General features: G+C 35.0%; 10 protein-coding genes. 1 reads left to right on the top strand and 9 read right to left on the bottom strand.

Annotation, left to right across the window (positions count from 1 at the left end; genetic code table 11):
* Positions 1 to 186 precede the first annotated feature (186 nt).
* Positions 187 to 714: a superoxide dismutase [Cu-Zn] SodC gene (sodC, locus tag ACFINE_RS04835; protein WP_375621248.1), complete on the top strand. Its 528-nt coding sequence runs from the start codon at positions 187 to 189 to the stop codon at positions 712 to 714.
* A gap of 546 nt (positions 715 to 1,260) precedes the next feature.
* Here sodC and ACFINE_RS04830 read toward each other — a convergent pair.
* The 9 genes from ACFINE_RS04830 to ACFINE_RS04790 form a co-directional block, all read right to left on the bottom strand.
* Positions 1,261 to 2,199 (bottom strand): COG2958 family protein, encoded by a 939-nt coding sequence (locus ACFINE_RS04830; protein ID WP_375611904.1) that lies wholly within the window; start codon positions 2,197 to 2,199, stop codon positions 1,261 to 1,263.
* A gap of 378 nt (positions 2,200 to 2,577) precedes the next feature.
* Complete coding sequence (locus ACFINE_RS04825) at positions 2,578 to 5,331, bottom strand: DEAD/DEAH box helicase (protein ID WP_375621247.1); 2,754 nt, start codon at positions 5,329 to 5,331, stop codon at positions 2,578 to 2,580.
* A gap of 22 nt (positions 5,332 to 5,353) precedes the next feature.
* On the bottom strand, positions 5,354 to 6,994 hold the full coding sequence (locus ACFINE_RS04820) for a site-specific DNA-methyltransferase (protein ID WP_375621246.1): 1,641 nt from the start codon (positions 6,992 to 6,994) through the stop codon (positions 5,354 to 5,356).
* Between the two features lie 83 nt (positions 6,995 to 7,077).
* Entirely contained in the window at positions 7,078 to 7,479 is a 402-nt protein-coding gene (locus ACFINE_RS04815; protein WP_273787976.1) for an SUF system Fe-S cluster assembly protein, read from the bottom strand.
* Positions 7,472 to 8,716, bottom strand: a complete 1,245-nt coding sequence (locus ACFINE_RS04810) for a cysteine desulfurase (RefSeq protein WP_375621245.1) — start codon at positions 8,714 to 8,716, stop codon at positions 7,472 to 7,474. The genes ACFINE_RS04815 and ACFINE_RS04810 overlap by 8 nt, the downstream gene beginning before the upstream one ends.
* A gap of 10 nt (positions 8,717 to 8,726) precedes the next feature.
* Complete coding sequence (sufD, locus tag ACFINE_RS04805) at positions 8,727 to 9,989, bottom strand: Fe-S cluster assembly protein SufD (protein WP_375621244.1); 1,263 nt, start codon at positions 9,987 to 9,989, stop codon at positions 8,727 to 8,729.
* 11 nt (positions 9,990 to 10,000) lie between these two features.
* Positions 10,001 to 10,756, bottom strand: coding sequence for a Fe-S cluster assembly ATPase SufC (gene sufC, locus ACFINE_RS04800; RefSeq protein WP_375621243.1), 756 nt, complete (start codon positions 10,754 to 10,756; stop codon positions 10,001 to 10,003).
* A gap of 159 nt (positions 10,757 to 10,915) precedes the next feature.
* Positions 10,916 to 12,427 carry a Fe-S cluster assembly protein SufB gene (gene sufB, locus ACFINE_RS04795; RefSeq protein ID WP_375613439.1) on the bottom strand — a complete coding sequence of 504 codons (1,512 nt, stop codon included), beginning with the start codon at positions 12,425 to 12,427 and terminating at the stop codon, positions 10,916 to 10,918.
* A gap of 139 nt (positions 12,428 to 12,566) precedes the next feature.
* Positions 12,567 to 13,742, bottom strand: coding sequence for a cysteine desulfurase family protein (locus tag ACFINE_RS04790; RefSeq protein WP_375621242.1), 1,176 nt, complete (start codon positions 13,740 to 13,742; stop codon positions 12,567 to 12,569).
* Positions 13,743 to 13,815: the final 73 nt, after the last annotated feature.

Raw genomic sequence — 13,815 nt, 5'->3', positions numbered from 1 at the left:
GAAATAAAAGTTATGTTCAGAAATATATATAAACACACTTTAATTTATTTGCTCTTTCTAATAACAGAATATTTCTATGTAAATTATTTTTCTTAAATTTAAATTTAAGACATTTATATAATATATCATTAATATAGATTGTTATTTATAGATATAATATATTAAAGTATAAGATAAAGGTATTTCATGAAAAAAATATTATTATCATTATTGTTTTTTATGGCATTTTTAATTCATAAAAATTCTGCATTAGCACTATCAAAACAAGTAAATATTTATAAATTAGAAGATAACAATTCCAAAAAGGCTATTGGTAGCATTAAAATTGAAGAAAACATACACGGTTTGATTTTCATCCCTAATTTATCTACTTTATCAGAAGGGATACATGGTTTTCATGTACATGTAAATCCTTCATGTGATACAAAAGATGGTATAATTGGTGGAAGCGCAGGTGGACATTATGATCCGGAACATACCGGAAAACATTTAGGACCTTATAATGTCAATGGTCATCTTGGTGATTTACCAGCACTTTATGTTGATAAGCAGGGATATGCCATAATGAGCGTTCTTGCTCCACGATTAAAAAAAATCTCTGAAATTAAAGGGCGCTCTTTAGTCATTCATTTAGGGGCTGATAATCAATCAGATAAACCATTACCGCTTGGCGGAGGTGGTGCACGTTTAGCGTGCGGTATTATTGAAAAATAAAGAGTGTATTGTGGCAGACTGCGACAGTACACACTCCCTTTACCATAAGGTGTGAGAGAAATTTATTTTTTAAATCTATTTCAAGAAATTGAGTAAACTGTGTGAATATTTTATAAAATTAATGTTTTTTTGAATGTTTAGTTCGGATAACAAAAAGCTTAATAATCATCAAAACGAACAGCAATGGAAATTAAAGAAATAGTAGTGTAAATTCTCCGTAAGAAGACTTCAATATGAGGAAGTAATATTTTCCATGCTTGATGTAAAAAAGCAAAAAAGTCGAATTTCACTCTCTATAATAAAAAATTTATAATAAATTATAATCATTAAGTCTAGTATCTAATGGAATCACGCTCAATGCACAAAATATAACAGGTCTAAAACAGAATTTTTACTCTTCCCCTACTCAACCCTACTCATGAGGTACGTGAGAAAAATTTTAATTGATACAATATCAATATAATAAGTCAAACAAAATAATTAGAGTAATTTTTCATCACTCTGAAAAAAGGCTTTTAAATAATAGAGTCTTTTTAAAAATACTCCTCATAGATACATACGATCCCAATCTAGTGGACGCATCTCACCAGTTTGATAAAATTGACGAATGAGCTTAATATAATCAAGAAAATCTTTGTTTTCCTCCACTAATCTATTAGCAGTATCCCAATCAATATCACTACGTTCTTTGGCAGGAATTAAGATTTCACTCTCGGAAGAGTTTTCCTTATTAAGTCTTATAAATCCAATTCCATGCAAACTTGAAAGCATCCGAAGCTCTTTTAATGTATCAACTCCTTCAATTTCACTAGCAACTAAATAACTCAAATTAGCCCATGAAGAATTACTAACTGTTTGAAAAAATGCTTTTCGTAAATTTGAACGATTGATGAGAATTTTTACTTCAAAAGACCAAAGCTTTGTCTTTTTATCAAAATATTGCAAAACACAGTCTTTGATTTCACGATTCCATTCCTTGCTTAAATCTTGCATCCCTACGAGATCTGGATAAAGCCATTTATTTCCGCCTGCACCATGTTTATTACGAGAACATTTCTCATTAATGCGCTTGCTATAAACTGCAAGCTCTGACCATAAAAATTTAGATAATAATGGATAAAGATCATGCTCTTTAACAGAGCCATCTTCTGTTCTACTCTTTGCATTGTCCTCTATTGTATCAATTTCAGCACTATCTGTTTGTTCAGTAAAATAATATTGTCGCGGTCGTCCTTCAGTGGTTTTAATTTCTGAATAACGCTTTTGTAACTGAGGGCGTTTTGCCCCTATTTCAGCAACAATTTGCTGAATAAGAGCTGCATCACTATTAAGGGGAGTGATTATTGCCGTTGAATTCTTTTGTTTTTGACGGCATTTTTCTGGGTAATTTTCAAATATCCATTGAGCAATTTCTCGAGCTGTAAACTTTTTTGTCGGGTTTTTCTTTAAAAAATTAAAAACAGTGTTTGTTAAATTTAAAGTCATATGAAAAACTCCCCCTTTTATCCTCTGGGTATTTCATTATATTCAGGCGTTTTAAATGAAAGAACAATAAACTGTTTAAGTTTTTTAAAAAAAGAACATTTATCAAATTACTCAATAAAATTAAAATATTTTTTTTAATTTATGACTATAACTCAAAGATCTTTTCACATAACAAAAATAAGATTGTACTTTTATAAAAAAGTGTAAATGTGCTACAAATCCCCATACAAAAGCATAATCTTGTATAACTTTGCTATACATTTTTCCTTTTATTTTAACGTCGTTAGAAAAAAGTTAAAAATAATTATTCAAACATTTGATTGAATCTCACATCCGTCAATTAAAAAAACTTATGTGTTTTATTTTTGAAGCAAAAAGTTATGAGCTCTCAAGTATAGATTCTGAAATGGTAAACTCTGCACACAAACCTTCAAAACTACTATTTGCTTTAATAGCATCATGGGGAATAAGAACATAATACCATTTTTTATCGCCATAAGTCGCCGCATAGCGCGTTGCATGACAACACCATTGAACTGCAGCTTCTCTCTTTTTTAAAACAATAGGATTTTGCATTTCAGAGGCTTTTTTAGGCTCACAAAGATATTTGGCATCCTTCGTTTCTACAACAAAGTCTGGTTCATAGATTGATCCTTTATCATATTCTATCTTGAAAAAACCTCGAGCGGGTTTCATCCATTTCAAGACTTGTGCATCATCCTCTAATATTTGAGCAAATCGTAATTCCCCTTCTACTGAATCAAACTTTTGTAAAGGATAACAGCATTTTCTAAAGCCGCTGAATACAAGTTTTTTAATATCGCTTTTAATGGCAGGAATATTACGAAAGTCAAGAGGAGACGTCCCTTGCGGCAACACATAATGGATAGGTTGTAAAGTTGTAAAACCTCGTGTAACTTTAACCGCATAATCTTTTTGCGTTTCCCATTGATGTTCTCTTAATTGCGCAACAATAAAACTAGTAAGCTTGTGCTGATAGTGAATTAATACGTTCTCAACAGCTGTATCATTGGGTAAATAAGATCGGAAATGTTCTACTATCTGACTAGCTAATTTTCGTAATAAGAGCGTATGGTTATCATAATCGACAAAGTCATTATCAATCAAACCACGAATGATGTAGTTTTCAAGATAAGGCTCTTTGACATATTCATTCTTAGATGTGAGAAAAATGCTTTTATGGGTACGCAATTCTCGAATTAAAAGTTCTTTACTAACAGGTTGAAAATTTAAGTTTTCTAAATTTTCCAAATCAAAATCATAAAAACCATAAGTAACATCACGCGAAGGAATGAGTATAATATTTGGAATATCTATGATCAGTTCTGTTAATTGTTTTGTCAGAATTGTCACCACTTTTGATACAAGAGACTTTTGTGATGAAGGCTTAATATTCATAACTTTATTAGCAATTTTTTCTTGTATCTGTGCAGAACAAAGCATTTGAGAACTTGGCAATTTATCATTCTCTTTGATAAGATCCCACGCGATCGCTGCAATATCTTGCTCTTCAGGTGTTAATGTAGGGGAATCTGTATGACGTAATATGATACCTTGTAAATCAGAAGATGCTCCATTTATATCGGAATTACGTATTACCATCGTTTGCATCAATAAAGCTTCTACTTGACTTGGAACTGTCACTATATCGGTCTTTTCAAAGGGGATATTCCCTCCTGTTCCAATCTCAATATGCTTTTTTATAATTGAGTTTGGATCGTTTGCACGATCAATAATATCTTGAAAACGATCATGCGCAATAATTGTTAAACGATCAATAGCTTCCACGCCTGTTCTATACCCATAAGGCAAACGCAATCCACGCCCAATTGTTTGCTCTGTTAAAATTTCTGAAGCCGATGCACGCAACGGTACAATAGTATAGAGATTCGTAACATCCCACCCCTCCTTTAATTTATTAACGTGAATAACAATTTCTGTTGGGTCATGAGAATCTTCAATTGCAATCAGCTTTTGAATATTTTGATCTTCTTCTATATTCGACTGTTTTGTATGAATCTCTATAACTTTTCCCTTATAAGCTCCTGCAAAAAAATCATCTGATTCCAATAAATCACGCAATTTCTGTGCATGATTTGTATCTTGAGCGACAACTAAAATAAAAGGCTTAACGAACTTTTTGTTATAATCTTTTGCATAGACAATTAAATCTGCTTTCACGTTTTCATGGGCATGAATTGCATCTTGTAATTTGATATGTTCTAATTGTTCAGATGTATAATTTTGAGGTTGAAAATCTTTACGTGTAGCAACAGCAGGCTCTTTTACAAAACCATCTCTCATAGCCTCTGCAAGTGAATAACTATAGACAACATTTTTAAAATCTACGGGTTTTGCACCTATTGTTTTTGGTGTCGCTGTAAGCTCTATTCCTAAAACAGGTTTTAACTCATTAATTGCTGCCGCACCAGCAGAAGCTCGATAACGATGTGCTTCATCCATTAACAAAACTAAATCAGGAAGATTTGCGAGATAATCAAAATAACTTTCACCAATCGTTTCTTGTAAGCGTTTAATTCGCGGAATACTAGATTTTAGTGCGCCTTTTTTATTATCCGTTGTATTAATTTTAGAAATATTAAAAATATTGATAAAGGCCGTATCTCTATTCTCAAACAAACGCTTTTGTCCTTGAATATGGTGTTCATCAACGCGAATACCTTTACCACTTTCATAATCTTCACCTGTAATAATAACGGGTCTATTGGCAATAAATTCACTCATTCCACTGAAAACATACTTCGGACTTTGGGGACTAAAATCCTGTTTTAACTTTTCATAAATAGTCAAATTTGGCGCTAAAACAAAAAAATGGCGACTACGACCTGTTAAATAAAGATAGCTGATAAAAGCCCCCATAAGTCGCGTTTTCCCAACACCCGTTGCTAAGGCAAAACAAAAAGAGGGAAAGTTTCGTTCAAAATCTTGTACAGAAGGATAAAGATTTTTTATCACTTCTAACTCTGCAACCAAATCAGCATTTTTAGAAAGCTCTATATTTTCTAAGATTTTTACCAAAATATTTAAAGATTCACGTTGAGGATCACGCAACGATAAGCGAGCAGAAATCCTTTTTTCAACAGTGTTCATGAAAAACTCCGCTTTTTATATATTATTCAAATAGATCTAATTCTGCTTGCGCAATATCTTTATTTTTGCTGTTTTCTTTTACCACAATCACTGGTTCAAGATTGGCTACATTTAAACTGTAATCGTCCCTTCCCCATTCGCATTTTTCTAATATTGCACGGGGGATTTTAGTGAGTGTCAGATTTTCAAAGGATGCTGATTTTGTATCAAAGGCTGTACCACAAATCAGCAACGTGCGATGAGAGCCTACCTCTTCACTCATTATACAGAGTTGTTCATGGGTCATGGCGCTCGTTGTGACATAAATATAATCTGTTTCGGTTGAATACCCTTGCATCCAATAATGATTTTCATCAGGTGCGTAGGTAAATCCCATATGTTTGCACATGGCTTCTGATAGCATGGCAGCATTATATTCGCGACTAATAATCCATTGTCCCCATGGATCTTTTTGCAACAGGGAAGGTGCAAGGCGATAATAACGGAATCCACCGCCACCTTGCCAATTGACACTTTTGGAAATTCCCCCTTGATCAGTTCCATCAATGACTTGTTTTAAACGAGGGATAATGTGGGTGTGACAATGCTCACCAAGTTCAATCATAATCCACTTCCTTCCCATTTTATGGGCAACAGCACCGGTTGTGCCAGAACCAGCAAAAGAATCCAGTACAAGATCACCGGGATTAGTGGCAAGTTGAATAATGCGTTCCATTAAACGTTCCGGTTTAGGAGTTGTAAAGACACTATCAGAATTGAAGACTTTGGCTTCTTTTTTTGCATCTTGATTATGGCCAACTTCCTGATAAGGCCAAATGGTCATTGAAACCATACCATTTTTTACCTCTGATAAAAAACGTTTCATAGAAGGAACATTACTTCCTGTTGGACCAAACCAAACACGATTATCTTCTAATAGCTTAGCAAATTTTTGTTTACTAACGCGCCAACTCGTTCCAGCAGGAGGCATCACACTGCGCCCAGAAGGCGTAACAATTTCATAAACATCTTTTAAATTCATAGTCTTAACTGAAAGATTATCTGATTTCCAAGGACCGCGAGGATCATTATCAGGATTTTTATAGCGCGCATCCATATCGCTTGAACGAGGAAGCAATTGAGGGCGCCAAATCGTTTTATCTTTAGCATAAACCATTATAAAATCATGATTATCAGAAAGCCATTTTGTATCATTTTGTGGAGCATATTTCTTTTGCCAAATAATATTGTTGATGAAATTTTGGCGACCAAAAATTTCATCCATCATCACTTTAAGATAGGCTTGTTCATCATCATCAATTGATATCCAGATACTTCCATCATCCGCCAGTAAATGATGTAACAATTCTAGCCTGTCTCTCATAAGGCTGAGCCATATGGAATGCTCTAAACCATCTTCATAATGTTCAAAGGCATTGCCTGTATTATAAGGCGGATCGATATAGATACATTTTACCTTCCCCATATATTCTTGTTCAAGCGCTTTGAGTGCGAGCAAATTGTCACCAAAAATAAGTTTATTATCAAAAATATCCTGGGATGATATTCGATGCGAAGCGTGATAAGATTTTTCAAGATCTTCTAATAAGATACGAGGCTCTAGTTTTGGGCGTTTTTCTTTTCCAATCCAAGTGAGTTCTAGTTTTTGTTTATTATAACTCATGTGATCGTCCTTAAATTCAAATGCTTGTGAAAAGTAAACAGCTTATTCATGAATGGCTAAATTAGAGTCTCTTAACAATACTTTTAGTACCATCCGACAGCAATTTGAGCTTCTTCTGACATACAATCAGGTGTCCATGGTGGATCAAAAGTCATAGTGACTTCAACATACGAAACCCCTTCAACTGCACTGACTGCATTTTCTACCCACCCTGGCATTTCACCCGCAACAGGACATCCCGGTGCTGTAAGAGTCATTTCAATTTTTACTGAACGATCATCTTCAATATCAATACGATAAATCAGTCCTAGCTCATAAATATCAGCAGGAATCTCTGGGTCATAAACTGTTTTGAGAGCAGCAATAATATCATTTGTCATACGATCAATTTCGTCTGCTGGAATTGCTGATATGTAAGATTTTTTATTTTCGCTTACAGTTTCAACGGATTCTGTAGAATGACGCTCTTCAATTGATTCAGCCATTAAAAAATGTCCTTGTTTCTTGCAATGCTTCTACTAATTGATCTATATCCTCTTGAGTGTTATACATGGCTAACGATGCGCGGCAAATAGATGTTAGACCAAAGCGCTGTAATAAAGGCTGTGCACAATGAGTTCCCGCACGTATCGCAACCCCTTTTCTATCAATAAACATAGCGATATCATGGGCGTGAATCCCTTCAATTGTAAATGATATAATAGCTCCTTTATTGGGAGAATGACCATAAATACGCAATGACTCAACCATTTTAAGTTTTTCCTGCGCATAAGCTAAAAGGGATCTCTCATGGGCATGAATCTTACTCCGACCTTTCTCTTGTATATAATCAATAGCCGCAGTTAATCCAATAGCTTCAACGATAGGAGGAGTGCCTGCTTCAAAACGGTAAGGAGGAGCATTATAAAAAACCTTATCGGTTGTTACCTCCTCGATCATTTCCCCTCCCCCTTGAAAAGGACGCATTTCTTCTAATCTATCTTCTTTACCATACAAAACACCAATACCAGTGGGTCCATAAAGCTTATGACCTGTAAAGACATACCAATCACAATCGAGATCTTGCACATCAACGGTTAAATGTACTGCTCCTTGAGAACCATCAACAAGAACCGGAATAGAATTTTGATGTGCTAGCTTAATAATCTCTTTAACAGGAGGCACAGTTCCTAATATATTGGACATATGCGTTATAGCAACAAGCCGCGTTTTTTCGCTTAAAGCCTTTTGGAAATCTTCAATGTGCAGAACACCATTTTCATCGACAGGAACAAAAATAAGTTTAACACCTTTTTGTTCACGGAGAAAATGCCAAGGAATAATATTTGAATGATGTTCCATGATCGTTAGAACAATCTCATCACCTTCTTTGAGTTGTGGCATCGCCCAACCATAAGCAACAGTATTAATAGCTTCTGTTGCATTTTTCGTAAAAACAATTTCTTCAGCTTTTTGAGCATTTAGAAAAACACGAACGGTTTCACGAGAATTTTCATATGATTGTGTTGCTATATTGGCTAAAAAATACATTCCCCTATGCACATTAGCATAACTATAGTGATAATAATTATTCATTGCATTGAGTACTGACATTGGTTTTTGGGCAGAAGCACTACTATCAAGATATGCTAATCGCTTTCCATAAACTTGATGGTGCAAAATAGGAAAATCACGCCGAATTTCTTCGACATTATAAGTAAATGTTTGTACGTTATTTTCCATTTTTTCTACCTTAAACATTTTTTTCAAGCCATTTACTAATGATATTCTCCAAAACGATTTGAATATTATCTTGCTTGATGTCATCAATGAGCTCAGAGATAAATCCTTTAATCAAAAGCGCACGAGCCGTTTTAAAAGGGATACCACGTGTCATAAGATAAAAAAGATAATCATGATTAATATTAGCAACTGTTGCACCATGACCACATGCAACATCATCAGCAAAAATCTCCAGTTCAGGCTTTGCATTAAATTCTGCATCATCTGAAAGAATAAGGCTATTACAAGCCATGCGTGCATCTGTTTTTTGCGCTTTTTGAGAAACACGTATTATTCCTTGGAAAACACCAACAGCCTTATCTGTAACCACATTGCGTATAATTTCGGTTGATGTTGATTTTTCTTCCACATGACGAACAGTCATTGTAAGATCACTATGTGTTTGTCCTGATAATAAATTTATGACGCGTAATTGAAAATCAGATTCTTCTCCCTGTAATTCAATATCGATTTCTTGGCGATTTAATTGACTCCCTATATTAATGACATAAAGTGATAACTTCGCTCTTTGATCAAGAACAGCACAAAATCGACCAAATTGTGTAGAATTAAAATCACGATTGCGAATGAGAATCCACGTAACATCACTATCAGCAGCAACATTTAATGAAAATATTGAACTGACAAAGGTATCTTTATCATTGCCAACCTGATGTTCAATAAACATAACTTGACTATTTTTATCAACTTTTATATCCGAAAAAATATGAGATTGTCCCCCCATTTGTATATTTTGTAATTCAATGGGGATATTTAACTTTGTATTTTCAGGGATGTGAAAAAGCCAACCATCTGTAACAAAAGCTGTATTTAACTGTCCAATAAAATCTTCATCAGAAATGTTTTGATTTATCTGTACAGAATTATCTTCTAATGCGTCTGAAAGGCGTTTTACTGCAATGTTGTCTACCTTTGACTCTATCGATGTTTTTCCATTGTTTATGGAGAAAACAGCACTTTCTGAAAGCAATGCATCAACCAATTGATTGTCTTGAACTTTTGAAAAATTGCTAATAGACTTCAGTAAGGTACGCAGATTGGTATAATGCCAACTTTCGATTTTACGGGAAGGAAGCCGTGTCATTTGAAACTGCTCAATAGTTTTCTTGCGGATTTCCTGTACAGCTTTATCACCAGGTAAGTGGTTTACATACTGATTGAAATTACTGAGTATATTTTCTTCAACCGCTAACAAGTTTTGCTGTGCATTCATATTTAATAACCTCAAACCGCTTCCCTAATAAGATCAGCATACCCATTTTGCTCTAAATAAAGCGCTAAGGATTTATCACCGCTTTTGATAATTTGTCCTTTATAAAGAACATGTACCGTATCAGGAATAATATAATTAAGCAGCCGTTGATAATGGGTAATCACCAAAAATGAACGTTTTGAATCCCGAAGTTTATTAACACCATCTGCAACAATTTTTAGTGCATCAATATCTAAACCAGAATCCGTTTCATCTAAAATGCAAAGTGTAGGTTCAAGAAGTGCCATTTGTAAAATTTCAGCGCGTTTTTTTTCTCCACCTGAAAAACCTACATTTAATGGACGCTTTAGCATATCCATATCTATTTCAAGTTTGGCTGAAACTTCTTTAACACATTTTATAAATTCAGGAATTTTAAGTTCTTCGTCACCTCGCGCTTTGCGTTGAGAATTCATCGCAACTTTTAAAAATTCCATTGTTGCTACCCCTGGTATTTCCATTGGATATTGAAATGCAAGAAAAACACCATATGCAGCACGTTCTGCTGGATCCATTTCTAAAAGTGATTGTCCATTATAGAGAATAGCTCCTTCTGTTATTTCATAATCATCACGACCAGCAAGCAAATAAGATAAAGTTGATTTTCCGGCTCCATTTTGTCCCATGATAGCGGCAACTTCTCCATCTTGAACTGTCAAGTTTAAACCACGAATAATTTCTGTATCGGTTTCAGCAATACGGGCGTGCAAATTTTTGATCTCTAACATAATTTAATCCTGTTTTGGCTGTTTTTCAGATATCAATGCGTATTATTTTACCTTAGCATCCATCTACTTTTGTAATTACCATAGAGGTCATTTTTAGCATTATGTGCTACCGTTACAGCCTTTTTACATAAAGTCTTCTATTTATCTAATTAAATAAAATTATCCAACACTACCTTCAAGGCTAATACTAATAAGCTTTTGTGCTTCGACAGCAAATTCCATGGGAAGTTTTTGAATGACCTCTTTTACAAAACCATTTACAATTAATGCGATAGCTTCTTCTTCGGGAATTCCTCTTTGCATAACATAAAAAAGTTGGTCATCAGAAATTTTTGATGTTGTGGCTTCATGTTCAAACTGAGCTGTTGCATTTTTTGCTTCAATATAAGGAACTGTATGCGCACCACAATCATTTCCGATTAACAAACTATCACATTGCGTAAAGTTACGCGCATTTTGTGCTTTTCGATGCGCTGTGACTTGTCCCCGATAAGTGTTATTTGAAAAACCTGCAGAAATACCTTTGGAAATAATGCGACTGGATGTATTCTTTCCCAAATGAATCATTTTTGTACCAGAATCAATTTGTTGATAACCGTTTGCAACAGCGATAGAATAAAATTCTCCACGCGCATTATTACCACGGAGTAAGCAGGATGGATATTTCCAAGTAATCGCAGAACCGGTTTCAACTTGTGTCCATGAAATTTTAGAGCTATCACCTCGACAATCTCCACGCTTCGTCACAAAATTATAAATACCGCCCTTGCCATCTTTATCGCCAGGATACCAGTTTTGTACTGTAGAATATTTAATCTCTGCATTTTCAAGGGCAATAAGCTCAACAACAGCAGCATGAAGTTGGTTTTCATCACGTTGGGGTGCTGTACACCCTTCAAGATAAGAAACATAGGAATCTTCAGCGGCGATAATCAATGTTCGTTCAAATTGGCCAGTGTTGCGTTCATTAATCCTAAAATAAGTTGAAAGCTCCATAGGACAACGAACCCCTTTGGGAATATAAACAAATGAACCATCTGTAAAGACAGCAGCATTTAAGGCCGCATAATAATTATCACTTATAGGTACAACTGTTCCTAAATATTCTTTAATAAGCTCAGAATGTTCAATAATCGCCTCTGAAATAGAACAAAAAATCACACCGGCGCGTGCCAGCTCTTTTTTGAATGTTGTTACAACAGAAACAGAATCAAAGACTGCATCAACAGCCACCTGCCCCGATACAGACATACTGTCATCAAAAGTGGAGGGATCAGACTGTTTTCTTACTCCTGCCAAAATCTCTTGTTCTTTAAGGGGAATGCCAAGTTTTTCGTACGTTGCTAATAACTCAGGATCCACTTCATCCAAAGATTTTGGTCCTGTATGATTTTTGGGAGCAGCATAATAATAAAGCTCCTGAAAATCAATTTTAGGATATTCAAGACGCGCCCAATGAGGCTCTTGCATCGTCAGCCAACGGCGGTAAGCTTTTAAGCGCCATGTTAGCATCCATTCAGGCTCATTTTTTTTAGCGGAAATAAATTTGATAATATCCTCATTTAAGCCTTTTGGAGCTTTATCGGTTTCAATATTGGTTTCAAAACCATATTTATATTGGTCAACATCTATTTCACGTACTTGGCGTATCGTTTCTTGTACTGCCGGCATCAATTTTCTCCATTTTTTGGCGTCAAAAACCGGTAACTAAAGTCTTGTTTTTTACAAGATTAAAGTAAGCAAGTTATCTCCTAGGCTATAGGTAAAGCGCAAAAATTTCAATCAAACTTATTTTATTTTTAAAATAATTCTAATTTTTATAACTTTCTGATGATAAATCTTCCCCTTTTTTCCTGCTTATAATTTGAGAAAAAAACGACAGAAAATCATCAATATCTTCAGAAGTTGTGCCACGTCCTAGCGAAATGCGAATGGCACCATTTGGAACATGATACCCCATTGCCTCCAACACTTTGCTTTGTTTTACTTTTCCTGAAGAACAGGCAGAGCCGGATGATAAAGAAAACCCTTCTAAATCAAAAGCAATTTGCATCGTTTCAGCTTTTATATTTTTCACGGTAAAGTAAGTTGTATTTGGCAAACGTTGAACTCTTTTGCCAAAAATCTCAACATTTTTACTTATTTTTTGCAGTCCAGCTTCTAATTTATTGCGTAAATATATTAACTGTTTTATTTCCTCCTGTGTGAAGCAATCAGTCATTGCTGCCCCAAAAGCAGCAATAAGGGGCAATGCTTCTGTTCCTCCACGGAGACCTTTTTCTTGTCCTCCCCCAATAATAAGAGGGTGTGGCATGAGAAGATTACCACATGAAACAAAAGCACCGATTCCTTTAGGACCGCCAACTTTATGTGCAGACAGTATAAAAAAGTCTCCTCCTAGCTGATGAATATCCACAAAATTTTTATCTACATATTGTGTTAAATCAACTATAAGAGTGCCTCCTAAATCCCGAACAATAGCGGCGATTTCTGTTAACGGTTGAATAACACCCGTTTCACTATTTGCAGCTTGAATAGCAACAAGAGGTAAACCTGTTGTTTTATCGTGAACCGTTAAGAGTGATGTTAATTTATCTTGTTCTATGAGCCCATCTTGATCAACATCAATGACGCTTATCAACTCTTTAGAAAAACGTCCTCCCTCTGCAACAGAGGGATGTTCAGTCGCTCCAAGGTAAAGGTGAGAAAATTTAACTTTTGCTTTCCCCATATTGTAAAAGGGTGTTAACAAAGTCATTGCAGCTTCACTCGCACCAGAGGTAAATACCACGTGATCTGGATCTGTTTTAAGATTTTCAGCGATTTGCCGACGGGCCTTTTGCAACAAAGTTTTAGCGGCACGCCCTTCCTTATGAACCGATGATGGATTACCAAATATCTCTAAAGATTCCAGTAACGCCATCCGTGCCACTTTTTTGAGCGGTGTTGTTGCGTTATGATCAAAATATCGGCGTTTTATAACCATTTTACATCGCAATCATTAATCTTATGAATTGATTGAAAAAATAGCGCATTTTTCTTGAAAAGTGCACTAAAAA

Source organism: Bartonella sp. AA97HXZ (genome assembly GCF_042196985.1).
Lineage (GTDB): Bacteria > Pseudomonadota > Alphaproteobacteria > Rhizobiales > Rhizobiaceae > Bartonella.
Note: the sequence above shows the minus strand (reverse complement) of the source record. Positions and strands in the feature narration are given on the sequence as shown.

What these genes read in the sequence shown, in the direction of transcription:
- sodC (WP_375621248.1), top strand. Translation starts at nt 187, where the DNA reads ATGAAAAAAATATTATTATCATTATTGTTTTTTATGGCATTTTTAATT.
- ACFINE_RS04830 (WP_375611904.1), bottom strand. Translation starts at nt 2,199, where the DNA reads ATGACTTTAAATTTAACAAACACTGTTTTTAATTTTTTAAAGAAAAAC.
- ACFINE_RS04825 (WP_375621247.1), bottom strand. Translation starts at nt 5,331, where the DNA reads ATGAACACTGTTGAAAAAAGGATTTCTGCTCGCTTATCGTTGCGTGAT.
- ACFINE_RS04820 (WP_375621246.1), bottom strand. Translation starts at nt 6,994, where the DNA reads ATGAGTTATAATAAACAAAAACTAGAACTCACTTGGATTGGAAAAGAA.
- ACFINE_RS04815 (WP_273787976.1), bottom strand. Translation starts at nt 7,479, where the DNA reads ATGGCTGAATCAATTGAAGAGCGTCATTCTACAGAATCCGTTGAAACT.
- ACFINE_RS04810 (WP_375621245.1), bottom strand. Translation starts at nt 8,716, where the DNA reads ATGGAAAATAACGTACAAACATTTACTTATAATGTCGAAGAAATTCGG.
- sufD (WP_375621244.1), bottom strand. Translation starts at nt 9,989, where the DNA reads ATGAATGCACAGCAAAACTTGTTAGCGGTTGAAGAAAATATACTCAGT.
- sufC (WP_375621243.1), bottom strand. Translation starts at nt 10,756, where the DNA reads ATGTTAGAGATCAAAAATTTGCACGCCCGTATTGCTGAAACCGATACA.
- sufB (WP_375613439.1), bottom strand. Translation starts at nt 12,427, where the DNA reads ATGCCGGCAGTACAAGAAACGATACGCCAAGTACGTGAAATAGATGTT.
- ACFINE_RS04790 (WP_375621242.1), bottom strand. Translation starts at nt 13,742, where the DNA reads ATGGTTATAAAACGCCGATATTTTGATCATAACGCAACAACACCGCTC.